24 protein-coding genes are annotated in these 22,282 nt (G+C 72.4%); 16 read left to right on the top strand and 8 right to left on the bottom strand.

What is annotated here, in order from left to right:
- Positions 1-39 precede the first annotated feature (39 nt).
- The 4 genes from ACFYTT_RS22105 (at position 40) to prcA (ending at position 2,187) form a co-directional block, all read left to right on the top strand.
- On the top strand, positions 40-255 hold the full coding sequence (locus ACFYTT_RS22105; RefSeq protein WP_131053279.1) for a ubiquitin-like protein Pup: 216 nt from the start codon (positions 40-42) through the stop codon (positions 253-255).
- Between the two features lie 69 nt (positions 256-324).
- Positions 325-534 carry an endonuclease domain-containing protein gene (locus ACFYTT_RS22100; protein WP_343232769.1) on the top strand — a complete coding sequence of 70 codons (210 nt, stop codon included), beginning with the start codon at positions 325-327 and terminating at the stop codon, positions 532-534.
- Positions 453-1,292, top strand: a complete 840-nt coding sequence (gene prcB, locus ACFYTT_RS22095; protein WP_131053278.1) for a proteasome subunit beta — start codon at positions 453-455, stop codon at positions 1,290-1,292. Before ACFYTT_RS22100 ends, prcB begins: the two co-directional genes overlap by 82 nt.
- Positions 1,293-1,356: 64 nt before the next feature.
- A complete protein-coding gene (prcA, locus tag ACFYTT_RS22090; RefSeq protein WP_176094005.1) occupies positions 1,357-2,187 on the top strand; it encodes a proteasome subunit alpha in 831 nt (276 codons plus the stop codon).
- Positions 2,188-2,290: 103 nt separating this feature from the next.
- Here the strand turns inward: prcA and ACFYTT_RS22085 are convergent, their stop codons facing one another.
- From ACFYTT_RS22085 to rfbB, 6 genes are read right to left on the bottom strand one after another with little or no spacing between them, the layout of a single operon-like run.
- Complete coding sequence (locus ACFYTT_RS22085; RefSeq protein ID WP_131053276.1) at positions 2,291-3,319, bottom strand: glycosyltransferase family 2 protein; 1,029 nt, start codon at positions 3,317-3,319, stop codon at positions 2,291-2,293.
- On the bottom strand, positions 3,316-4,617 hold the full coding sequence (locus tag ACFYTT_RS22080; RefSeq protein ID WP_176094007.1) for a lipopolysaccharide biosynthesis protein: 1,302 nt from the start codon (positions 4,615-4,617) through the stop codon (positions 3,316-3,318). Before ACFYTT_RS22080 ends, ACFYTT_RS22085 begins: the two co-directional genes overlap by 4 nt.
- Positions 4,614-5,315 (bottom strand): glycosyltransferase family 2 protein, encoded by a 702-nt coding sequence (locus tag ACFYTT_RS22075; RefSeq protein WP_131052318.1) that lies wholly within the window; start codon positions 5,313-5,315, stop codon positions 4,614-4,616. The genes ACFYTT_RS22080 and ACFYTT_RS22075 overlap by 4 nt, the downstream gene beginning before the upstream one ends.
- On the bottom strand, positions 5,308-5,679 hold the full coding sequence (locus tag ACFYTT_RS22070; RefSeq protein WP_131052319.1) for a DUF2304 domain-containing protein: 372 nt from the start codon (positions 5,677-5,679) through the stop codon (positions 5,308-5,310). Before ACFYTT_RS22070 ends, ACFYTT_RS22075 begins: the two co-directional genes overlap by 8 nt.
- Positions 5,676-6,554, bottom strand: a complete 879-nt coding sequence (gene rfbD / locus ACFYTT_RS22065; protein ID WP_176094009.1) for a dTDP-4-dehydrorhamnose reductase — start codon at positions 6,552-6,554, stop codon at positions 5,676-5,678. Before rfbD ends, ACFYTT_RS22070 begins: the two co-directional genes overlap by 4 nt.
- Entirely contained in the window at positions 6,551-7,552 is a 1,002-nt protein-coding gene (rfbB, locus tag ACFYTT_RS22060; protein ID WP_176094010.1) for a dTDP-glucose 4,6-dehydratase, read from the bottom strand. Before rfbB ends, rfbD begins: the two co-directional genes overlap by 4 nt.
- A gap of 84 nt (positions 7,553-7,636) precedes the next feature.
- Between rfbB and rfbA the strand changes: the two genes are divergently transcribed.
- The 4 genes from rfbA (at position 7,637) to ACFYTT_RS22040 (ending at position 10,833) form a co-directional block, all read left to right on the top strand.
- Complete coding sequence (gene rfbA, locus ACFYTT_RS22055) at positions 7,637-8,548, top strand: glucose-1-phosphate thymidylyltransferase RfbA (RefSeq protein WP_131052321.1); 912 nt, start codon at positions 7,637-7,639, stop codon at positions 8,546-8,548.
- Positions 8,545-9,162: a dTDP-4-dehydrorhamnose 3,5-epimerase family protein gene (locus tag ACFYTT_RS22050; protein ID WP_387261712.1), complete on the top strand. Its 618-nt coding sequence runs from the start codon at positions 8,545-8,547 to the stop codon at positions 9,160-9,162. The genes rfbA and ACFYTT_RS22050 overlap by 4 nt, the downstream gene beginning before the upstream one ends.
- Positions 9,163-9,231: 69 nt before the next feature.
- Positions 9,232-10,590 (top strand): Pup--protein ligase, encoded by a 1,359-nt coding sequence (gene pafA / locus ACFYTT_RS22045; protein WP_131052323.1) that lies wholly within the window; start codon positions 9,232-9,234, stop codon positions 10,588-10,590.
- 57 nt (positions 10,591-10,647) lie between these two features.
- Positions 10,648-10,833 carry a hypothetical protein gene (locus tag ACFYTT_RS22040; protein WP_131052324.1) on the top strand — a complete coding sequence of 62 codons (186 nt, stop codon included), beginning with the start codon at positions 10,648-10,650 and terminating at the stop codon, positions 10,831-10,833.
- Between the two features lie 100 nt (positions 10,834-10,933).
- Here ACFYTT_RS22040 and ACFYTT_RS22035 read toward each other — a convergent pair whose 3' ends face one another.
- Positions 10,934-12,046: a DUF3866 family protein gene (locus tag ACFYTT_RS22035; RefSeq protein ID WP_131052325.1), complete on the bottom strand. Its 1,113-nt coding sequence runs from the start codon at positions 12,044-12,046 to the stop codon at positions 10,934-10,936.
- Between the two features lie 159 nt (positions 12,047-12,205).
- Between ACFYTT_RS22035 and ACFYTT_RS22030 the strand changes: the two genes are divergently transcribed.
- The 6 genes from ACFYTT_RS22030 (at position 12,206) to ACFYTT_RS22005 (ending at position 17,124) form a co-directional block, all read left to right on the top strand.
- The gene (locus ACFYTT_RS22030) at positions 12,206-13,195 is read left to right on the top strand and encodes a YafY family protein (protein ID WP_176094013.1); all 990 of its coding nucleotides are present in this window, start codon (positions 12,206-12,208) and stop codon (positions 13,193-13,195) included.
- A gap of 155 nt (positions 13,196-13,350) precedes the next feature.
- The gene (locus ACFYTT_RS22025; protein WP_176094014.1) at positions 13,351-14,355 is read left to right on the top strand and encodes a YafY family protein; all 1,005 of its coding nucleotides are present in this window, start codon (positions 13,351-13,353) and stop codon (positions 14,353-14,355) included.
- 9 nt (positions 14,356-14,364) lie between these two features.
- A complete protein-coding gene (locus ACFYTT_RS22020) occupies positions 14,365-14,613 on the top strand; it encodes a hypothetical protein (RefSeq protein ID WP_131052328.1) in 249 nt (82 codons plus the stop codon).
- 179 nt (positions 14,614-14,792) lie between these two features.
- Positions 14,793-15,113, top strand: coding sequence for a Sec-independent protein translocase subunit TatA (tatA, locus tag ACFYTT_RS22015; RefSeq protein WP_131052329.1), 321 nt, complete (start codon positions 14,793-14,795; stop codon positions 15,111-15,113).
- Positions 15,114-15,131: 18 nt separating this feature from the next.
- Positions 15,132-16,082: a twin-arginine translocase subunit TatC gene (gene tatC, locus ACFYTT_RS22010; protein WP_176094016.1), complete on the top strand. Its 951-nt coding sequence runs from the start codon at positions 15,132-15,134 to the stop codon at positions 16,080-16,082.
- Between the two features lie 97 nt (positions 16,083-16,179).
- On the top strand, positions 16,180-17,124 hold the full coding sequence (locus tag ACFYTT_RS22005) for a diacylglycerol kinase (protein ID WP_176094017.1): 945 nt from the start codon (positions 16,180-16,182) through the stop codon (positions 17,122-17,124).
- Positions 17,125-17,459: 335 nt separating this feature from the next.
- Here the strand turns inward: ACFYTT_RS22005 and ACFYTT_RS22000 are convergent, their stop codons facing one another.
- The gene (locus ACFYTT_RS22000) at positions 17,460-18,221 is read right to left on the bottom strand and encodes an HAD family hydrolase (protein WP_387261705.1); all 762 of its coding nucleotides are present in this window, start codon (positions 18,219-18,221) and stop codon (positions 17,460-17,462) included.
- A gap of 86 nt (positions 18,222-18,307) precedes the next feature.
- Between ACFYTT_RS22000 and ACFYTT_RS21995 the strand changes: the two genes are divergently transcribed.
- Positions 18,308-21,088, top strand: a complete 2,781-nt coding sequence (locus ACFYTT_RS21995; RefSeq protein ID WP_387261702.1) for a DEAD/DEAH box helicase — start codon at positions 18,308-18,310, stop codon at positions 21,086-21,088.
- 151 nt (positions 21,089-21,239) lie between these two features.
- Complete coding sequence (locus ACFYTT_RS21990; protein ID WP_131056350.1) at positions 21,240-22,130, top strand: MHYT domain-containing protein; 891 nt, start codon at positions 21,240-21,242, stop codon at positions 22,128-22,130.
- Positions 22,131-22,282 lie beyond the last annotated feature (152 nt).

The following is a 22,282-nucleotide window of genomic DNA, read 5'->3' as shown; positions in this document are numbered from 1 at the left end:
GAGGTAAGTTCATCGCAGGCGATCGTGGAGGAGGCAACAGTGGCCACTCGTGACAGCGGCGGTCAGTCGCAGACGGGCAAGTCCCGTCAGGGTGAAGAGGTCGAGGACGTCACCACCGAGGCGAACCCGGAGGTCGCCGAGCGACACGCCGAGATCACCGAGGACGTCGACGACCTGCTCGACGAGATCGACTCCGTCCTGGAGGAGAACGCCGAGGAATTCGTCCGAGGTTACGTGCAGAAGGGCGGAGAATAGGGCTTATGCCCTTTTCTCCGGCTGTGCCGCGACGGCGGCGCGGTCCGTGGTGAACCCGATCCGGAACTTGTGGACCACGATCATCGCACCGGGTGGGTGCGCGGGATAATCTGCTTCAACTGCAACGGTGGTCCTGGCCAGTTCCGTGACAGTCCTACGAGGCTGGCCAGGGCCATCACGTACCTGAGAGGAACCACGTGGCAGCGGGCTTTGATCCATCCGGGCGTCTACCAGATGTGTTCACCAACGCGGGGACGTCCTCCTTCACCACGTTCCTGAGCAAGGTGGCCCCCGAGTTGCTGCCCGGCCGCCGGCCGCTGCCGCCGGGCATGGCCGCCGACCTGGCCCCGCACGCCACCACGATCGTCGCCATCGTCGCCGACGGCGGTGTGGTGATGGCCGGCGACCGGCGGGCCACCATGGGCAACCTGATCGCGCAGCGCGACATCGAGAAGGTGCACCCCGCCGACGCGTACTCGCTGGTGGGGATCGCCGGGACCGCCGGCATCGGCATCGAGCTGATGCGGCTGTTCCAGGTCGAGCTGGAGCACTACGAGAAGATCGAGGGCGCGATGCTCTCGCTCGACGGCAAGGCCAACCGGCTCGCCGCGATGATCCGGGGCAACCTCGGTGCGGCGATGCAGGGGCTGGCCGTGATCCCGCTGTTCGCCGGCTTCGACCTCGCGGCGAAGGACCCGGCGCGGGCCGGGCGGATCTTCAGCTTCGACGTGACCGGTGGCCCCTACGAGGAGACCGGCTACGACGCGATCGGCTCGGGTTCGCTGTTCGCCCGGTCGGCGTTGAAGAAGCGGTTCCGGCCCGGGATCTCCGTCGACGACGCGGTCCGGCTGGCGGTGGAGGCGCTCTACGACGCCGCCGACGACGACACCGCGACCGGTGGCCCCGACCTGACCCGGCGGATCTTCCCGGTGGTGATGACCGCGACGGCGGAGGGGACGTACCGGTTGACCGACGCGGAGACGGCGGCGCTCGGCGAGAGTGTGGTCGCCGGTCGGATGGAGAATCCGGGCGGCTGAGCCGGTCCCCGCCCCCACCTGAACGCAGTTCCCCCAGCACAGCGCCCGAAGGAGAGCCGCCGCCGTGGCCATGCAGTTCTACGCCTCGCCCGAACAGATCATGCGCGACCGTTCCGAGCTGGCCCGCAAGGGCATCGCCCGGGGACGCAGCGCGGTGGTCCTGAGCTACGCCGGTGGGGTGCTCTTCGTCGCGGAGAACCTCTCCAGCACCCTGCACAAGGTCGGCGAGATCTACGACCGGATCGGTTTCGCGGCTGTCGGTCGCTACAACGAGTTCGAGAACCTGCGCCGGGCCGGGGTGCGGATGGCCGACCTCAACGGGTTGAGCTACGACCGGCGTGACGTCACCGGCCTGGCACTGGCCAACACGTTCGCGCAGATCCTGGGCACGATCTTCACCGAGCAGTCAAAGCCGTTCGAGGTGGAGATCTGCGTCGCCGAGGTGGGTGCCACCCCGGAGGACGACTCGCTCTACCGCCTCACCTACGACGGTTCGGTGACCGACGAGCCGGGCCGGATGGCGATGGGCGGGCAGTCCGACGCCATCTCCGGGGTGCTCAAGTCGAACCACCGGCCGGACATGTCGCTCGGCGAGGCGGTCAAGGTGGCGGTGCAGGCGCTGGGCAGCGTCGGTGGCGAGGGCGGTGCCGCCCGGACGATCGCCGCCGACCAGCTGGAGGTGGCGGTCCTGGACCGCAACCGGGTGGGGCGTACCTTCCGGCGGATCACCGGTGCGGCGCTGACCGGGCTGCTCGACGGCGGCGTGGAGGGCGAGGCGGCGGAGGGCGACCGGGCGGAGACCCCGACCACGCCGACCGAGGAGGCGCACAAGCCGACCACCTCGGCCGGCTCGGCGGACCTGGAGGACAAGCCGGGCGACAAGCCCGACGCCTGACGCCCCGTACCCGAATCAGGAGTTCCCGGCGCCCGACAGTTCCGACTGTCGGGCGCCGTGCCGTTTCCGGAGTCCCCGACCGCGACCGTCGTCGGGCGGGGGCTCAGCGACGCGCGAGCAACGGCCGCACCAGCGCCCACCAGGCGGCGGCGAGGGCGTTGAAGACACCCATCCCGGGGGGAGCGGCCACGTTCGAGGGGGCCACCCGGGCGGTCATCAGGTCGGCGATCGCCCCGTCCCCGACGGTGCGTTCCGACTGCAACCGGCGTCGGCGGGCGCGTACCCAGTCGCGGTGGCGCCACAGCCAGCCCCAGCCGCGCGTCTTCTGCCGGGACCAGCCACCGGCGAGCGCGGCGGCCAGCATGGCGACCTCGGTGAGCAGCAGCATCGGCGCCAGTAGCGCCAGGGTGCGGCCCTGGTAGGCGGTGAGCAGGGTCAACAGCCGGTTGCGTTCGACCAGGTAGAGCTTGAGGTCGTTGCGGGAGAACTCGTAGTGGTGCCGCACCACGGCGTCCGGCACGTACTCCAACCGCAGGCCGCGCTGCCACAGTCGCAGGCTGAGTTCGGTGTCCTCGTGGTAGGCGAAGTACTCGGTGGGGAAGCCGCCCAGCTCGCTCCAGCGGGACCGGCCGATCACGAAACAGCAGCCGCTCAGCGACGGCACGACCGTGCGCCGGGCGTGCGCGCTCGCGGGTTCGCCGTTGCCGCCTGCCCAGGACAGGCCGGTGAAGTGCAGCGGATTGCCGGAGGTGTTGATCAGATCGGGGTCGTGGGCGAGCCGGATGGAGGCCATCGCCGCGCCGACACCCGGTTCGGCGGCCACCGCGACCACCTTTCCCAGCGCGTCGGGGGCGACGACGGCGTCGGAGTTGACGAAGGCGAGCCAGTCGCCGGTGGCCTCGGCCGCGCCGACGTTGCACCCGCCGGAGTAGCCGGTGTTCTCGTCCGGCCGGATCACCCGGACTCCGGCCAGGCCCTTGACCACGTCGATGCCGTCGCCGGTGCAGCCGTTGTCCACCACGACCAGGTCGATGTCGACGCCGGTGCTGGCCAGCACGGCCTCGGCGGCCTCGACCAGCCAGGGCTCGGGGCCGTAGGCGAGCATCACCGCGGTCACGCGGGGTGGGCTCATCGGACGCCTCCGGGGGTGCTCGCGGACACCGGGACCGCGACGGGCGGGGTGAGGGTGGCGGTGCCCCGACGCAGCCGGGTGAGCATCACCGCGACGACGACCAGGGAACCCACCGCGTAACCGAGCTCGACGCGCAACGCGACGCTCAGCGGGGCGAGGGTGGCGACGGCCAGCGCGGCGACCCCGGCGACCCACGCGACGGCCTGCGCCTGGTGCTGGTCGCGGGCGAGCAGCGCCTGGCCGAGGACCATCGCCCACAGGTAGGCCAGGGTGGCCAGGCCGAGCCAGGCGAAGTCGCCGTGCCCGAGGACGTCCGGGGCGTCGAAGAGCACCTGGACCAGCCACGGGCCGAGCAGCGCGGTCAGGACGCCGCCGAGCACGCCCAGCGCGGTGACGACGCCCAGGGCCCGCCGCAGCAGCGTGCCGAAGGCCGCCTGGTCGCCGGTGGCGGCGGCGGTGGAGAGGCCGGGCAGCAGCGCGGCCTGCATCGAGCCGAACACGAACAACGGGATGCGGACCAGCACCAGCGCGGAGAGCAGCGCGCCGGCCGTCGCCACGTCGGCCGGGGCGAGCAGCCGTACGTTGATCACGCCGACGTTCACCACGACCTGTGCGAGCAGGCTGGAGACGGTGAGCAGTGCCAGCCCGCGCAGCAGGGCCGGCCAGGGCAGGGCCGCGCCGCCGCCGGCCGCCCGGAGCACCGGTGCCACGGTCGACGCCACGCCCACCAGCGGCGCCACGACCAGCACCAGCGCGTACGCCATCGGCGAGTCGACCCCGGCCAGGCCGAGGAGGGCCACCAGTCCGATGCGCAGTCCGCCGTCGATCCCGAGCTGGGTGCCGTACCAGCCGAACTGCCGCAGCCCGGAGAGCACGCCCCGGGTGGTGTGCGCCACGGCCAGCGCGGCGAGCGCGCCGCAGAGCGCCCACACCAGCCCGGTGTCACCGGCGAAGAGGCGGTCGCCGAGCACGTCGGCGGCGGCGACGCAGGCCAGCACCAGCAGACCCAGCGTGACGGCGGCGACGGCGGCACCGCGCGCCAGGACCGGGCCGGGCGGCAACCCCCGGGTACGGCGGGCCGCGACCAGCCGGGCCACCTCCTGCTCGACCGGCAGGAACACGCCGAGGCCGACGGTGAACACGAAGGACCAGAGCACCGAGAGCGACGAGTAGTCCCCGGCGGTGAGGTTGTGCCCGGCCACCGCGAGGTGCACGTACGAGGCCAGGCCGACGATGGCCAGACCCGCGCCGACCGGGACGGTGCCGGGCGGTACGAGACGGAGCAGGCGACCGATCACCGGCGGATGAGGGCCAGCGTGAGCACGGCCAGGGCCCGCCCGAGATAGATCATCGCCTTCGCGGGGGAGTGGCTCGGGGTGCCGGCCATCCGCCGCCGCATCGCCACCGGCACCTGCTGGATGCGGTAGCCCCGACGGGCGGTGTGCACCAGCGTCTCGACGGTGTCGCCGAGGTACTCGGCGGGGTACCACTGGGCGAACATCTCGATCATCCGTCGGTTGGCGGCACGGAAGCCCGAGGTGGTGTCGGTCAGGGTGGTGCCGGACAGGCCGGAGAGCACCATCGACAGCATCCCCATCGCCCAGCGCCGGGGTCCCCGCACGGTGTACTCGCCCTCACCGGCGAACCGGGCACCGATCACCAGGTCGTGGTCGTCGAGCAGGTCGACCAGCTTCGGTACGTACCGGGGGTCGTGCTGGCCGTCGGCGTCGATCTGGACCGCCACGTCGTAGTCGTGGTCGTAGGCGTACCGGTAGCCGAGGCGCATGGCGCCGCCGACACCGAGGTTGTACGGCAGCCGGGCGACCCGGGCGCCGGCGGCGGCGGCGACCGCCGAGGTGCGGTCGGTGGAGCCGTCGTCCACCACGAGGACATCGACGCCGGGCAGCTCGCCCCGGACCTCGCGGACCACGTCGGCGATGGACCCGGCCTCGTTGAGCGCCGGGATGATGACCAGGAGCCGCTTGCCGTTAACCATCGCGGGACACCAGCTCTTCTCGTGCGGCCCGGTCGGCCTCGAACTCGGCGCGGATCAGCGCGATCTCCTCGGCCAGCGTGCGGGTCTCCTCCTCCAGCGCGCTGACCTCCCAGCTCAGGTGGATGCAGACGAGCAGCAGGAAGACGATGCCGAGGAAGAGCACGAGGCTGACGCCGGAGGCGACACCGAGCAGGTCGGCGACGCCGTCGAGCAGCCGGGGGAACAGCGACAGGGGGATGACCACGAACAGCAGCCCGAGCCAGAGCATGCCGTACTTCTCACGTAGCTGTCGGCGGCGCAGCAACTCGACGATCGTGGCCAGCAGGACCAGACCGGTCAAGCCGGTTACCAGGGTGAGCTTCATGCGACCTTCCACGGGGAGGGTGGAGCGGCGGGAGCGAGAGCGTCGCTCAGTGTGGCGTGCCAGTCCGGTAGGGGTGACAGCCCGGCGGCGGCCCATCGGTCGTGCCCTAGCACACTGTACGCCGGTCGGGCGGCGGGACGCGGAAAGCGGTCGCTGGTGATCGGCCGGATCCGGTCCGGATCGAGCCCGTGCAGGGCGAACGCCGCGCGGGCCAGGCCGTACCAGGTGGTCTCCCCGGCGCAGGTGCCGTGGTAGACGCCGGGGGCCGCCCGACCGGCCAGCGCCGCCCCGGCCAGGGCCACCAGCTGCCGCGCCAGCGCGTACGACCATGTGGGCTGGCCCCGCTGGTCGTCCACGACGTCGAGGAACTCGCGCTGGTCCGCGAGGCCGAGCATGGTGCTGACGAAGTTGCGGCCGTGGGTGCCGTACAACCACGCGGTGCGGACCACGTAGCCGGTGTCGGGCAGGTGCCGGGTCACGGCCAGTTCCCCGGCGAGCTTGCTCCGGCCGTACGCGTTGATCGGCGCGGTGGGGGTGTCCTCCGGGTACGGGGTGTCGGCGTCGCCGGGGAAGACGTAGTCGGTGGAGAGCTGGATCAGGCGGGCGTCGTGCGCGGCGCAGGCCGTGGCGAGGTGGGCCACCGCCTCACCGTTGACGCGGGTGGCCGCCGCCTCGTCCGACTCGGCGCCGTCGACGTCGGTCCACGCGGCGGTGTTGATCACCACGTCGTGTCCGGCCACCGCGGCGTGCACCGCGGCGGCGTCGGTGATGTCGAGCTCGGCCCGGGTGGCGGGGGTCACCGTGTGCGTGGTGGCGAGCACCTCCACCAGGTCCCGCCCGAGCATCCCGCCGGCGCCCGTCACCAGCGCCCTCACGCGGACTGCGCCCGGGTCAGCGGTTCCCACCAGGAGCGGTTGTCCCGGTACCACCGGACGGTGTCGGCGAGGCCGGTCTCCAGCGGGATGCTGGGGGCGTACCCCAGCTCCGTGTTGATCTTTGAGATGTCCAGCGAGTAGCGGCGGTCGTGGCCCTTGCGGTCGGGCACCGCCACCACCCGGTCCCAGTCGGCGCCGCACGCGTCGAGCAGCAGCGCGGTCAGCTCCTTGTTGGTCAGCTCGGTGCCGCCGCCGATGTGGTAGACCTCGCCGGCGCGGCCCTTCTGCTGCACCAGCGCGATGCCCCGGCAGTGGTCGTGCACGTGCAGCCAGTCCCGCACGTTGCCGCCGTCGCCGTAGAGCGGCACGGTCCGCCCGTCGAGCAGGTTGGTCACGAACAGCGGGATGACCTTCTCCGGGAACTGGTACGGCCCGTAGTTGTTGGAGCAGCGGGTGACCACCACGTCCAGGCCGTGCGTGCGGTGGTACGCCAGCGCCAGCAGGTCGGAGCCGGCCTTCGACGCCGAGTACGGCGAGTTGGGCGCCAGCGGCCAGTCCTCGGTCCACGAGCCGTCCGCGATCGAGCCGTACACCTCGTCGGTGGAGACGTGCACGAACCGGCCGGTGCCGTGCCGCAGCGCGGCGTCGAGCAGCGTCTGGGTGCCCAGCACGTTGGTGGTGACGAACGGCGCGGCCCCGGCGATCGAGCGGTCGACGTGCGACTCGGCGGCGAAGTGCACGATCACGTCGTGCCCCGGGACGACCTCGTCCACCACCTCGGCGTGGCGGATGTCACCCTGCACGAAGCGTAGTCGCGGGTCGTCGCGGACCGGGTCGAGGTTGGCCCGGTTGCCGGAGTACGTCAGGGCGTCCAGCACGGTGATGCCCGTGGGCTCCACCGGAGACTCCCCCTGCGCGCTGCCGCCGGGTGCCCCCAGCAGCATTCGGACGTATTCCGAACCGATGAAGCCGGCGCCGCCGGTGACCAGGATCCTCACGGATCCGGAAGTCTACGCGAATCCCCCGCAAAGCAGCGGTTGCGCCGCGTGGCCTGCGCCGGTTGCTCCCGGTACGCTCCCCGGGTGCGTGGAATCCTGCTCGCCGGCGGCACCGGTAGCCGACTGTGGCCGATCACTCGGGCGGTGTCGAAGCAGCTGATGCCGGTCTTCGACAAACCGATGATCTACTATCCGCTCTCCACCCTGGTGATGGCCGGGGTGCGGGAGATCCTGGTGATCACCACCCCCGAGGAACAGGGTCAGTTCCAGCGCCTGCTCGGCGACGGCAGCCAGTTCGGGCTGCGCCTGGAGTACGTCGCGCAACCCCGCCCGGACGGCATCGCCCAGGCGTTCGTGCTCGGCGCGGACTTCATCGGTGACGAGGCGGTCGCGCTGATCCTGGGCGACAACATCTTCCACGGCGTCGGCCTGGGCGGCCAGCTCGCCGCCGCGGGCGACCCCGTCGGCGGGCGGATCTTCGCCTACCCGGTGGCCAACCCGCAGGCGTACGGCGTCGTGCACTTCGACGACGACGGCCGGGTGCTGTCGATCGAGGAGAAGCCGGCCCGGCCCAAGTCCCGGTACGCCGTACCCGGGCTGTACTTCTACGACAACCGGGTGGTGGAGATCGCCCGTGGCCTGACCCCGAGCGCCCGGGGCGAGCTGGAGATCACCGCCGTGAACGAGGCGTACCGGCTTGCTGGGGAGCTGTCGGTGACCGTGCTGGACCGGGGCACCGCCTGGCTGGACACCGGCACCTTCACCTCGCTGATGCAGGCCGCCGAGTTCGTCCGGGTCATCGAGGAACGGCAGGGCATGAAGATCGGCTGTGTCGAGGAGGTGGCCTGGCGGGCCGGCCTGATCGACGACGCGCGGCTGCGGACGCTGGCCGAGCCGCTGACCAAGAGCGGATACGGCGACTACCTGCTCGACCTGCTCGCCCGGGAGCGCGGCGACCTGGTCGACCGGACCGTACCGGTGCAGGTGACCCCGTGAAGATCCGTCCGCTGAGCATCGAGGGCGCCTGGGAGGTCGTCCCGCAGCAGCACGGCGACGCGCGCGGACTGTTCCTGGAGTGGTACCGCTTCGACCGGCTCGCCGAGGCGGTCGGGCACCCGCTGCGGCTGGCGCAGGGCAACCTCTCCGTCTCGGCCCGCGACGTGGTGCGGGGCATCCACTTCGCCGACGTGCCCCCCGGGCAGGCCAAGTACGTCACCTGCGTGCGCGGCGCGGTGCTCGACGTGGTGGTGGACCTGCGGGTCGGTTCGCCGACCTTCGGCCGCTGGGAGGGCGTACGCCTGGACGACGTGGACCGGCGCGCGGTCTACCTGGCCGAAGGGCTCGGCCACGGCTTCTGCGCGTTGACCGACGACGCGACGCTCAGCTACGTCTGCTCGACCACCTACAACCCCTCCGGTGAGCACGCGGTGCACCCGCTCGACGAGGAGCTGGGCATCGAGTGGCCGACCGGGTCTCCGCAGCTCTCCGACCGCGACGCCGTCGCGCCGAGCCTCTCCGAGGCGCGCCGCCGGGGGCTGCTGCCGGACTACGACACGTGCCGGGCGTACACGGCGGGACTGGCCGGGGCGGCGCTTCCCGGGGCGTCCTGACCGGGCCTCATCGACGCGTACGGGCCGCGACAGTGACGAAGTCGGCCTCGGTACGGCTAATGTCTCATCATGGAGCGGCGAATCTTCGGTCTGGAGACCGAGTACGGCGTCACCTGCACCTACCGTGGGCAGCGGCGGCTGTCCCCTGACGAGGTAGCCAGATACCTGTTCCGCCGAGTGGTGTCCTGGGGCCGGTCGAGCAACGTCTTCCTCCGCAACGGCGCACGTCTCTATCTCGACGTCGGCTCACACCCGGAGTACGCCACCCCGGAGTGCGACTCGGTGGTCGACCTGGTCGCCCACGACCGGGCCGGTGAGCGGATCCTGGAGGGTCTGCTCATCGACGCGGAGAAGCGGCTGCACGACGAGGGCATCGCCGGTGAGATCTACCTGTTCAAGAACAACACCGACTCGGCCGGCAACTCCTACGGGTGCCACGAGAACTACCTGGTGTCCCGGCACGGGGAGTTCGGCCGGCTCGCCGACGTCCTGATCCCGTTCCTGGTCACCCGGCAGTTGATCTGTGGCGCCGGCAAGGTGCTGCAGACCCCTCGCGGTGCCGTCTACTGCCTGTCCCAGCGGGCCGAACACATCTGGGAGGGCGTCTCCTCGGCGACCACCCGCAGCCGCCCGATCATCAACACCCGGGACGAGCCGCACGCCGACGCCGAGCGGTACCGCCGCCTGCACGTCATCGTCGGCGACTCCAACATGAACGAGGTCACCACGCTGCTCAAGGTCGGCACCGCCGACATCGTGCTGCGGATGATCGAGGCCGGGGTGGTGATGCGCGACCTCACCCTGGAGAACCCGATCCGGGCCATCCGCGAGGTGTCGCACGACATCACCGGTCGCCGCAAGGTGCGGCTGGCCTCCGGCAAGGAGATCAGCGCGCTGGAGATCCAGCAGGAGTACCTCTCCAAGGCGATCGAGTTCGTCGAGCGGCGCGGCGGCGACCAGACCGCCAAGCGGGTCGTCGAGCTGTGGGGGCGGGTACTCAGCGCGGTGGAGAGCGGTGACCTGGAGCCGGTCTCCCGCGAGATCGACTGGGTCACCAAGCTCCGGCTGATCGAGCGCTACCAGCGCAAGCACGACCTGCCGCTGTCGCACCCCCGGGTGGCGCAGATGGACCTCGCCTACCACGACCTGCGCCGGGGACGTGGGCTCTACGCCCTGCTGGAGCGGCGTGGCGACGTGGACCGGGTGGCCACCGACCCGGAGATCTTCGAGGCGAAGGAGACGCCGCCGCAGACCACCCGGGCCCGACTGCGCGGCGAGTTCATCCGGCACGCCCAGGAGAAGCGGCGGGACTTCACCGTCGACTGGGTGCACCTCAAGCTCAACGACCAGGCGCAGCGCACCGTGCTGTGCAAGGACCCGTTCCGGGCGTACGACGAGCGGGTGGAGCGGTTGATCGCCAGCATGTGACCTGGTCTACCCGGGTCCGTCCGCACGCCGGACGGGCCCGGGTAGGCTGGTCGGGCCATGCTTCCTCCCGAACCCCCCACCCCAGGCACCGAGCGGCAGAGCTGGATCGAACGCCGCCGCGAGAAGGTGCGCGCCGAGGTCGAGCGCAACCGCCGAGGCGAGTACACCGTGCCGACCTGGGTGCTGGCGCTGGCCCTGGCCGCAATGGTCGGCGGCTGGATAGCCCTGATCATCTTCGCCTGAGGCGTAAGGAAGGGCACCTTATTAACGCCTGCGGTAGAGCAGGGGACCCCTACTAACACGATTCCTCAGGGTGCGCCGGACGGTGGTGGCGTCACGTGACTCAGAACGCAGCGGGCGGCGGGGATGTCGTCGACGTGAGGCGGGCCGCGTACCGGCCGGCTGCCGCAGCGGCCAGGAAGTAGGCGTGGTCGGCGTCCAGGCCGCGTCCCATCGTCGACAGCGGCACCGGGCTGCGCCGCAGCGCCGCGTCCAGGCCCGCGTCGTCCACCCGTACCACCGTGTGCCGGTCGGCCAGCGGTGCCAGCGCCGCGTCGACCTCGGCCGCCAGGGTCGGGTCCAGGCCGTCGGGCACCACCAGGTCCGCGCGGGCCAGCGCCACCCGCCCGTACGAGGTCAGGCTGTGGTGCGACACGCCCCGGTGCCGGGGGCGGGGGTCGGCGTCGGAGATGCGGAGCGAGCCGACCGGCCGCCCGCCCAGCGCGGCGACCGCGTTGACCGCCTCGCCCACGGCCACGCCGGAGAAACCCCAGCGGGTGCCGGTGCCCAGGTTGCCCGGACCCTGCGCCACCACGGCGACGTCGGCGTCCAGGACGTACCGGGCGGCGAGCAGCCCGCTGTGCAGGGTGGACGCCTCCAGATCGCCGCCGAACGCCTGCCCGACGCTGATCGTGCCGACCAACTCGTCGCGGAGCCCGGCCAGGGTCCGGGAGAACCAGGCGGGCAGCGCCCCACCGTCGGTGAGGAGGTACGCCACCCTCGCCTGCGGCGCCTCGGCCCGGATGCCGGCCAGGATCGCCGGCAGCGCCGAGTGCAGGTCGGCCGTCACCACCGGCAGTCCACCCAGGTCCTCGGCGGCGGCCAGCACCTCGCGGTGCGGTGATGCCTCCTCGTCCACCCCGAGCAGGATCGGCTGCAACGGGGTGTAGCGCGCCTTGACCAGGTGGCCCGCGTCGCGGGAGTCGAGGGCCTGCGGCGGGTCCGGCGGCAGCCGGTCGGGCACCGCCACCACCATGGCGTACCCGCCGGTGCCCAGGCCCATCAGCAGCGCGCCGGCGTTGAGCAGCACCCGGTCGCCGGGCTCGGGCTCACCCACCAGTTCCGGGTACGCGAGCGCCCGCATCGACGTGCCGTCGGTCAGCTCGACGTCGAGCTCGACTGCTCCGGTCCACCGCCGCCGCAGCGCCGCCACCACGCCTGCCCGCCATCGCACCATGCCCGCACGCTAGCTCCACCCCGCCGTCCACTCACGCCCGGGTACGGATGTAAGGAAGGGACCCTTCCTATACACGAGGCGTTAGTAGGGGGCCCTTCCTTACATCCGGGGGCGGCGCGGGTGCGTGCCGGGAGCGGTACGGCTGCTAGCGTCTACGCCGTGTCGCGAAGTCGCACCGAACGCCTGGTCAACCTGGTGATCTGCCTACTGTCCACGCGGCGGTTCCTGACCGCTGCGCAGATCGCCGCGACCGTGCCCGGCTACGAGCACCATCCCGACGACGCCCGGGAGCACGAGGCGTTCCAGCGCAAGTTCGAGCGGGACAAGGCCGAACTGAGGGAGTTGGGCGTACCGCTGGAGACCGGGACGGCGAGCGCCTTCGATACCGAGCCGGGTTACCGGATCGCCCAGCGTGAGTACGCCCTGCCCGACATTCCCCTGAAACCGGACGAGGCCGCTGCGGTCGGCATCGCCGCGCGGCTGTGGCAGCACGCCGGCCTGGCCGCCGCCGCCTCCTCCGGGTTGGCGAAGCTGCGCGCCGCCGGGGTGGACGTGGACCCGCAGGCCACGCTCGGCCTGGAACCCATGGTGACGGTCGATCCGGCGTTCGCCCCGCTGACCGCCGCCGCGCGGGACCGGCGCGAGGTCCGCTTCGACTACCGGGTACCCGACCAGGACGCACCCACCCGCCGCCGCCTGCAACCGTGGGGAGTGGTCTGCTGGCGTGGCCGGTGGTACGTGGTCGGCCACGACCTGGACCGCGACGCCACCCGCTGCTTCCGGCTGTCCCGGGTCGCCGGTCCGGTCCGGGCGACCGGCGCGTCGGGCGCCTACCAGCCACCGGCCGACGTCGACCTGATCAGCCACGTGGCCCGCTGGTTCGGGCCGACCGAACGGCCCGGTCGGGCCACCGTGCTGGTGGCCTCGGGGCGGGCCGCCGGGCTGCGCCGCTGGGCCGTGGAGGCAACCGTCGGGCCGGAGGGCGACCGGCTGGTCCTGCCCTACGCCGACGCCGACTCCCTGGCCGGGCATCTGGTCGGCTACGGGCCCGACGTGCGCGTGCTGGACCCACCGGAGGTACGCGAGGCGGTCATCCAGCGTCTCAAGGAGATCGCCGTCCGGCACGACGAGATGGCGGTGTCGCGGTGAGTGAGCTTGCGAGCCCCGCGGTCGCGAACGAAAGGCCGGCTCGGTGAGCGCGAGGAGTGAGCTTGCGAGCCCCGCGGTCGCGAACGGAAGGTCGGCTCGGTGAGCGCGAGGAGTGAGCTTGCGAGCCCCGCAGTCGCGAACGGAAGGCCAGCCCGGTGAGCGCGAAGACCTCCTCCCGCACCTCGGCCGACCGGCTGGCCCGGTTGCTCAACCTGGTGCCGTACCTGCTCGCCCGGCCCGGCATCGAGATCTCCGAGGCGGCCGGCGACCTGGGTGTCACCGAGCGTCAGCTCCGCGAGGACCTGGAGCTGTTGTGGGTCTGCGGGCTGCCCGGGTACGGGCCGGGTGACCTGATCGACATGGCTTTCGACGGCGACCGGGTGACGATCACCTACGACGCGGGGATCGACCGGCCGCTGCGGCTCACGCCCGACGAGGCGCTGGCCCTGGTGGTGGCGCTGCGGATGCTGGCCGAGACGCCCGGGGTGGCCAACCGGGAGGCGGTGGAACGGGCCCTCGCCAAGATCGAGGACGCGGCCGGTGACCAGGTCGCGGCGCCGGTGGAGGTGCGGCTGCCCGGCGACACGGGCCGGGTGGAGCAGCTCCGTGCCGCCGTGGAGGGCGGCCGGGCGCTGCGCATCACGTATTACACGGCGGCGCGGGACGAGACCACCGAGCGCGTCATCGACCCGCTGCGGGTGCTGATGGTCGGTGGCCGCACGTACGTCGAGGCGTGGTGCCGCCGGGCCGAGGCGGTCCGGTTGTTCCGGGCCGACCGGATCGACGCGGTCACCGAGCTGAGCGAGGCGGCCGTGGTGCCGCCGCAGGCCCGCCCGCAGGACCTCAGCGAGGGCGTGTTCCGGCCCTCGTCGGAGCTGCCGCTGATCACGTTGCGGATCGGCCGGGGGGAGCGGTGGATCACCGAGTACTACCCCTGTGAGCGGATCGAGTCCGACGGCGAGCGGTGGGAGGTCTCGCTGCGGGTCACCGACCTGGGCTGGGCCCGTCGATTCGTGCTCGGCCTCGGTCCGGACGTCACCGTCGTCGCCCCGGCCGAGTTGGCCGAGCAGGTCCGGGACGCGGCCGTGGCGGCGCTCGAGGCGTACGCGACGCCGGTGTCGCCGGGTGCGGACCCGGCGGCGCAGGCGGCCAGGCAGTAGGCTGACGCCGTGCTGAAGTGGATCGTGCTCGCGCTGGTGCTGGTGCCGTTGGTCGTCCTCGCGCTGGCGGTTCGTCCGGTGATGGCCCGGTTGCCGCATTTGCGTCGTGCGGTCCTGCGGTTGCAGCGGCGGGCCGACGAGGCCGCCGCGCTGAGCGCCGCCGCGGAGAGCCTCCAGCAGCGCGCCGAGAGCATCCAGAGCCGGTTGGAGACGACCGAACAGCGGCTGACCCTGATCCGCGCCAGCCGGGGCGACTGAGCGCCGACCTGCCCCGATCCGACCCCGCATGATCGATTCGGTGGTTGACGGGATGCTCGTACGTGGTCGAGACTTCACCCACCGGGACGCCCCTTCGCCCGGCGGGTGGCAACAGCCGATGACGCACGTACGATGGGCTGCGGTACACCCTCATCGACACAGAGCGACTGGAGTTTTCCATGGGTGCCCTCAGGCCCTGGCACATCGCCGTACTCGTGGTCGTGATGATCCTGCTCTTCGGTGCGAAGCGGCTTCCCGACGCGGCGCGCTCCCTGGGCCGCTCGCTGCGGATCATCAAGGCGGAGACCAAGAGCCTCGCCGACGACGACCGCGACCTCGCCGGCAAGGCCGACGCGCAGGCCGGCTACCAGCCGTACCCGCCGCAGCAGCCCCAGCAGGCCCCGCAGCAGCCGCCGTACCAGGGCACTGTGCAGCCGCCGTACCAGGGTTCCGTGCAGCAGCCGGTCGCCGACCCGGTGCAGCGCGTCCGCGAGAACTGATTCCGGAGGCCGATCACCGTGGCCTTCGGACTCCGCAAACGCGGGCCGAGCAACTTCGAGCGGGCTTCCGACGGCTCGATGACCCTGATCGAGCACTTCCGTGAGCTGCGTAGCCGGCTGTTCAAGGCGTCGCTGGCCATCCTGGTCGGCTTCGGCATCGGCATCTGGCTGGCTGGTCCGGTCCGTCATCTGTTGTCGCAGCCGTACTGCCAGCTTCCCGGCAGCACGACGCCTGACGGACGGTGCAACTTCGTCCAGCTCGGTCCGGCGGACCTGTTCCTGCTCAACCTGAAGATCGGGCTCTGGGTCGGGTTGATCATTGCCGCGCCGATCTGGCTCTACCAGCTCTGGGCGTTCATCGCTCCCGGCCTGCACCGCAACGAGCGGCGGTACGCGTACGTCTTCACCGCCCTGGCGGCGCCGCTGTTCGCGGCCGGCGCGGTGCTGGCGTACTTCGTGACCTCCAAGGGCCTGGAGTTCCTGCTCCAGGTCTCCGGCGACGACATCAACACGACGCTGGACATCACCCGCTACATATCGTTCGTCACCAACCTGATCCTGCTGTTCGGGGTGGCGTTCGAGTTCCCGCTGATCGTGCTGATGCTCAACTTCGTCGGTATCGCCAGCGCGAAGAAGCTGCTCGGCTGGTGGCGGATCGCCGTCTTCCTGTTCTTCGCCTTCGCCGCGGTGGTCACCCCGACGCCGGACCCGTTCGGCATGACCGCGCTGGCACTGTGCCTCTGCGCGCTCTACTTCGCCGCCGTCGGGGTCGCGTTCCTCAACGACAAACGGCGCGGGCGCGGCAAGGAGGTCTACGCCGGTCTCGACGACGACGAGGTCTCCCCGCTGGAGCCCGATCCGGAGCCGGTGCAGGCGGGTGCGCGGGTGGAGGCGTCCAGCCCGATCGAGGCCCCCGAGCCGGTCACCGCACCCCGGCCGATCGAGCGTCGCTTCGACGACGTGACCTGACCGGACCGATCACCACGAACGCCGCTCCCGTCGGGGGCGGCGTTCGTGCTGGGCGGGCCGGGGAATTCGGGCCGTTCACCGCTGACCCCGGGACCGGATGGCGGGTACGGTGCACGCCGTGACCGCAGACGATCACCTCCCGAATCCCGACGGGCCAGTCGCCGTACTGGCGAATCCGACCGCCGGGCGCGGCCGGCACCGGGGCCTGTTGCCGGACCTGGTGGACCGGCTCTCGACCGCCGGACGTCCGGTCCGGCTGCTGCGCGCGGGCAGCGCGATCGAGGCGGAGGCGGCCTGCCGGGCGGCGGTCGCCGAGGGCGCGTCCGCGCTGGTCGCGGTGGGCGGCGACGGCACGGTCCACCGGGCGATGCAGGCGGTGGCCGGCACCACGGTGCCGTTCGCCCCGGTACCCGCCGGCACCGGCAACGACTTCGCGATCGAGACCGGATTCCCGAGCGATCCGCGCGCGGCGGCGGACGTGATCGCGGCGGCGCTGCGCGCGGGCCGCAGCCGTCCCGTCGACCTGGCCAGGATGACCGGGTACGACGACACGGTGCGCTGGTACGGAGCTGTGCTCGCGGCCGGTTTCGACGCGATCGTCAACGAGCGGGCCAACCGGATGCGCCGGCCGAAGGGCGCACGCCGCTACGATCTGGCGATCCTGGTGGAGTTGGCCCGGCTGCGCCCACGCCGGTACACGCTCACCCTCGACGGTGAGCGGGTCGACGTCGACGCGGTGCTGGTGGCGGTCGGCAACAGTGCCAGCTACGGCGGCGGGATGCGGATCTGCCCGGACGCGGACCCGACCGACGGGCTGCTCGACGTGGTGGTCGGTGGCCGGTTCGACCGTCGTACGCTGATCCGCGTCAAGCCGCGCATCTACGCCGGCACGCACGTGGACCACCCGCTGGTGCGCACCTACCGCGCCCGCACGGTCACGGTGGCAGCCGAGGGCATCACCACGTACGCCGACGGCGAGCGTTCGCTACCCCTCCCGGTCACCGTCACCGCCGTCCCCGCCGCCCTCCACCTCCTCCACTGACCCGCTCCCACCCCGCCTGCACTCCCCTGCACCCCCGCACTGCCCGCGTCACCCACCCCGCATCACCCTCCGCCCTCGCCTGCACAGCCTCCCCGGCGCAAGCCAGCCCCCACACCCGCCCCGACGTTCCGCACCTCACGCTGACCCCGCTGATCATGGAGTCGCGGCGGCCGAGAATGCTGGCAAAAGCCGCGAACCAGCGACCACAACTCCATGATCGCGTGAGCCGCCCGCGCCCGCCCCGTTGATCAAGAAGTTTGATCGCGCCCGGGGGCGGCGGGTGACGCAAACTCCTTGATCAACCGGACGGGGGGAGGGGGAGGGCGGGTGGGGGGTTAGGGGTGGGGGAGGAGGTCGAGGACGGAACCTAGGCCGTTGGGGCGGCCGGGGTCGGCGGGAGGCAGGACCAGCACGGCGCAACCGGCGGCCACGGCACCGGCGTCGGCGGGAGTGTCGCCGACCATCAGGGACTCCTCCGGGTCGACGCCGAGCATCCCGCAGGCGCGCCAGAAGATCGCCGGGTCGGGCTTGCACCGGCCCACCTCGTAGGAGAGGACGAACGCGTCGACCAGGCCGGCGAGGCCCCAGGCGTCGAAGATGGGCCGCAGGTCGAAGCCGATGTTGCTGACCACGCCCACCTTGACGCCGGCCGCGCGCAGTCCGGCGAGCGTCGGGGCGGTGTCCGGGTACGGTACCCAGCCCTCCGGCACCAGCACGCGCTCGTAGAGGGCGTCGGCGAACCCGTCGATCCCGGCGTCGACCGTCTCGGCCAGCCCGGTGTACGCGCCCCGGTGGGCGTGCTCGTAGAGGTCACGGTCGGCCCAGAGTTCGGCCAGTCGGGGCGGCACCCGACCCGGCAGTGGTCCTCCGGCCCGGCCGGCGGTGAGCAGCCGGTCGGCCAGCGAGGTGGCGCGAATCCGGTCCAGCTCCACACCGCACGTCGCCGCGGCGGCGCGCACCCACTCCCGGGGCTCCTCGACCTGGGCGAGGGTGCCGTGGAAGTCGAGCAGCACCGCCCGTACGGGCCGGCGGGACGGCCTGCGACGGGTGTCGTCGACACCGGGGAGGGCGTCGGTCGGTTCGGGATGATCCGGCACGACGTGCACCCTACCGACCCACCCGGACCGCCCTGCCGGACGGCCTTGCCGGGTGGCCGTCGGTGGCACGCACTAATCTTGGTGACATGTCGAGCCCCGCCGAGCGGTACGCCGCGGCACGCCGCCGGGCCGCCCAGGCCTCACAGTTCCCGGCCCTGGAAGAGTTCACCGCCGATCTCGGGTTCGACCTCGACGATTTCCAGCGCGAGTCGTGTCAGGCCCTGGAGCGGGGCAGCGGGGTGCTGGTCTGCGCCCCGACCGGGGCCGGCAAGACCGTGGTCGGCGAGTTCGCCGTACACCTGGCGTTGCGGGGTGCCCCCGGGCAGCCGGCGCCGGCCGACGGCGCCCGCCGCAAGTGCTTCTACACGACGCCGATCAAGGCGCTGTCCAACCAGAAGTACCACGACCTGGTCGACCGCTACGGCGCCGAGCAGGTGGGGCTGCTCACCGGCGACAACGCCATCAACGGCGACGCGCCCGTGGTGGTGATGACCACCGAGGTGCTGCGCAACATGCTCTACGCCGGGTCGAGCACCCTCCAGGGCCTCGCGTACGTGGTGATGGACGAGGTCCACTACCTGGCCGACCGGTTCCGGGGCGGGGTGTGGGAGGAGGTCATCATCCACCTGCCCGCCTCGGTCACGCTGGTGTCGCTGTCGGCGACGGTGTCCAACGCCGAGGAGTTCGCCGACTGGCTGATCACCGTTCGCGGCGAGACCACGGTGGTGGTCAGCGAGCACCGTCCGGTGCCGTTGTGGCAGCACATGCTGGTCGGCAAGCGGATGTTCGACCTGTTCCACGACGCCGACGCCGCCCGCAAGCACGACGTGCACCCGGAGTTGCTGCGCTACACCCGGGACACGGTGCGCCGCCTCGACCTGGGCGAGGGACGGTCCGCCGGGCCGGGTGCCGGGCGGCGGGGGCCGCGCTGGCGGGGGCCGCTGCGGCCGGACATCGTCGACCGGCTGGACCGCGAGGGCCTGTTGCCGGCGATCCTGTTCATCTTCAGCCGCGCCGGGTGCGACGCGGCGGTGCAGCAGTGTCTGGCGGCCGGGCTGCGGCTCACCTCGCCCGAGGAGCGCTCGGAGATCCGCCGGGTGGTGGAGTCCCGGATCACCGCCATCCCGGGCGAGGACCTGTCGGTGCTGGGCTACTGGGAGTGGCTCGACGGCCTGGAGCGCGGGCTGGCCGCCCACCACGCCGGCATGTTGCCGGCGTTCAAGGAGGTCGTCGAGGAACTGTTCGTCCGGGGGCTGGTCAAGGCGGTCTTCGCCACCGAGACGCTCGCGCTGGGCATCAACATGCCGGCCCGTTGCGTGGTGCTGGAACGCCTGGTCAAGTACAACGGCGAGGCGCACGTCGACCTGACCCCGGGGGAGTACACGCAGCTCACCGGGCGGGCCGGCCGGCGGGGCATCGACGTCGAGGGGCACGCCGTGGTGGTGTGGTCCCCGGAGACCGATCCGCGGCACGTGGCGGGGTTGGCCTCCACCCGGACGTATCCGCTGCGGTCCAGCTTCCGGCCGTCGTACAACATGTCGGTCAACCTGGTCGGCACCGTCGGCGCGGCACCCGCCCGCGAGCTGCTGGAGTCGTCGTTCGCGCAGTTCCAGGCGGACCGGTCGGTGGTCGGCCTGGCCCGGCAGGTGCAGCGCAACACCGAGACCATCGAGGCGTACGGCGCGGAGGCGGCCTGTCACCACGGCGACTTCGACGAGTACTTCGCGCTGCGGGTCGCCATCGCCGACCGGGAGCGGGCCATCGCCCGTCAGGGGCAGAGTCAACGCCGGGCGGCGGCGGTGGCGGCGCTGGAGCGCCTGCGGGTGGGTGACGTGATCCGGGTGCCGTCGGGGCGCCGGGCCGGTCTGGCCGTGGTGCTCGATCCGGCGGCCGGCGGGTTCAGTGAGCCCCGGCCGCTGGTGCTCACGCAGGACCGGTGGGCGGGTCGGATCAGCCCCGGCGACTTCACCACCCCGGCCGAGGTGCTGGCGCGCATCCGGGTGCCCAAGCACTTCAACCACCGCAATCCGGCCGCCCGGCGTGACCTGGCGGCGCAGGTCAGCGGCACCGGGCTGGACCGGCACTCCCGTCGGGGCGCACGCGGCCGGCAGTCGGGGGAGGACCACCGGCTGACCCAGCTCCGCACCGAGATGCGGCGGCATCCCTGCCACGCCTGCCCGGAGCGGGAGGAGCACGCCCGCTGGGCGGAGCGTCGGCGGCGGCTGGAGCGGGACACCGAGGAGCTGCGGCAGCGGGTCTCCGGGCGGACGGGGTCGTTGGCGCGTACGTTCGACCGGATCGTGGCCCTGCTCACCGCGCGGGGCTACCTGACCGCCGAGGGCGCGGTGACCGACGCCGGGCGGATGCTGGGGCGGATCTGGACGGAGGCCGACCTGCTGGTGGCGGAGTGCCTGCGGCGCGGGGTCTGGGACGGGTTGTCCCCGGCCGAGCTGGCGGCGGCGGTCTCGGTGGTGGTCTTCGAGGCGCGCCGGGACGTCGACGAGCGGGCGTCGCTGCCGCGTGGCGGGGTCGCCGAGTCGGTCGACGCCACGTTGAAGCTGTGGAGCGAGATCGAGGCGGACGAGGCGGCGCGGGGCCTGACCGTCACCCGGGAGCCCGATCTGGGTTTCGCCTGGCCGGTCTACCGCTGGGCGCGGGGTGAGGCGCTGGCGAAGGTGCTGGCCAGCGGGCACGAGTTCGACGGCGAGATGCCGGCCGGTGATTTCGTCCGGTGGGCCCGTCAGGTGGTGGACCTCCTCGGGCAGCTTGCCGACTCGGGTGGGGCCTCGACCGAGCTGCGGGCCACGGCCCGGCAGGCGATCGCCGCCGTCAACCGGGGAGTGCTGTCCTACCATTCGCCGGCGTGAGGTTGTCGTTCGGAAACCGACGCATCGCTGAGTAATCGTGACAACACGGCGTGAAGTGCCTCCGAACGCCTATTGTGCCTACTCGGGTGCTCCCCGATCATGTCTTCGGCGCGTCGCTACGCGCTGGTAGCAGCTCTGGGGGGAGCCCGTTGTGGCGGAAATCAATCATTTTGAATACGGATGGATCACGCCGGCGATCAGTTACGCGCTGTCGGTGCTGGGTTCCATCCTCGGCCTGATCTTCGCGGGCCGGATCCGGATCGCGCAGTCCACCGGGCAGAAGATCTGGTGGGGGACGCTCGCGGCGTGGGCGCTCGGCGGCACCGCGATCTGGACGATGCACTTCATGGCGATGCTCGGCTTCGCGGTGACCGGCTCGCGGATCCGGTACGACGTGCCGATCACCGTCGTCAGCGCGCTGCTGGCGGTGATCGCGGTCGGCATCGGCCTGGCCATCGTGGGCACCGGCCGGCTGTCGGCGGTACGCATCCTGGCCGGCGGCCTGTTCACCGGTCTCGGTGTGGCGGCGATGCACTACACCGGCATGGCCGCGATGCGACTGGACGGCCAGATCGGTTACGACACGCTGCGCGTGGTGGCGTCCATCGTGATCGCGGTGGTTGCCGCCACCGTGGCGCTCTGGCTCGCGGTGACCGTCCGTCGCGGGCTGGCGATCTTCGGCTCGGCGCTGGTGATGGGCGTGGCGGTCAACGGCATGCACTTCACCGGGATGAGCGCCATGTCGGTGCACCTGCACGACCAGCGGACCGACATCGCCGGGGCCACGGTCAGCACCATGCTCCTGCCGATCGTCCTGCTGGTCATCTTCGGCGTGGTGGGCCTGGTGTACGCCCTGCTCGCCGCGCCGACCGAGGAGGACCGGGCGGCGATGGCGTACCTGGACTCCCTGCGCGACCCGGCCGTGGCCGCGCCGGCGCCGGCCGCCGTCACCGCTCCCGACCCGGTCGGACTGCGGGCCCGGTCGAGCCTGGCCCGGCCCGGCGCCCAGTTCCCGTCCCGCCGGGACCGCCCGACTCGCTGAGTGTCGGCCCGGCCCCAGGGCCGGTGGTGGGGGCCCCGCCCCCCCCGGGGGGCCCCCCCCCCCGGGGGGGGGGGGGGGGGGCGGGGGGGGGGGGGGCCGGCGGGGGGGGGGGGGGCCCCCCCCCCGGGGGATCCGGGCCCGGGGGGGGTCCC

Origin of the sequence: Micromonospora sp. NPDC003816, from assembly GCF_042874705.1 — a bacterium.
In the GTDB taxonomy this organism is placed as follows: Bacteria; Actinomycetota; Actinomycetes; order Mycobacteriales; family Micromonosporaceae; genus Micromonospora.
This window is presented reverse-complemented; position numbering and strand designations above follow the sequence as displayed.

What these genes read in the sequence shown, in the direction of transcription:
- tatA (WP_131052329.1), top strand. Translation starts at nt 14,793, where the DNA reads ATGGGTGCCCTCAGGCCCTGGCACATCGCCGTACTCGTGGTCGTGATG.
- ACFYTT_RS22005 (WP_176094017.1), top strand. Translation starts at nt 16,180, where the DNA reads ATGGCGGGTACGGTGCACGCCGTGACCGCAGACGATCACCTCCCGAAT.
- ACFYTT_RS22075 (WP_131052318.1), bottom strand. Translation starts at nt 5,315, where the DNA reads ATGGTTAACGGCAAGCGGCTCCTGGTCATCATCCCGGCGCTCAACGAG.
- ACFYTT_RS22070 (WP_131052319.1), bottom strand. Translation starts at nt 5,679, where the DNA reads ATGAAGCTCACCCTGGTAACCGGCTTGACCGGTCTGGTCCTGCTGGCC.
- ACFYTT_RS21995 (WP_387261702.1), top strand. Translation starts at nt 18,308, where the DNA reads ATGTCGAGCCCCGCCGAGCGGTACGCCGCGGCACGCCGCCGGGCCGCC.
- pafA (WP_131052323.1), top strand. Translation starts at nt 9,232, where the DNA reads ATGGAGCGGCGAATCTTCGGTCTGGAGACCGAGTACGGCGTCACCTGC.
- ACFYTT_RS22035 (WP_131052325.1), bottom strand. Translation starts at nt 12,046, where the DNA reads ATGGTGCGATGGCGGGCAGGCGTGGTGGCGGCGCTGCGGCGGCGGTGG.
- ACFYTT_RS22085 (WP_131053276.1), bottom strand. Translation starts at nt 3,319, where the DNA reads ATGAGCCCACCCCGCGTGACCGCGGTGATGCTCGCCTACGGCCCCGAG.
- ACFYTT_RS22040 (WP_131052324.1), top strand. Translation starts at nt 10,648, where the DNA reads ATGCTTCCTCCCGAACCCCCCACCCCAGGCACCGAGCGGCAGAGCTGG.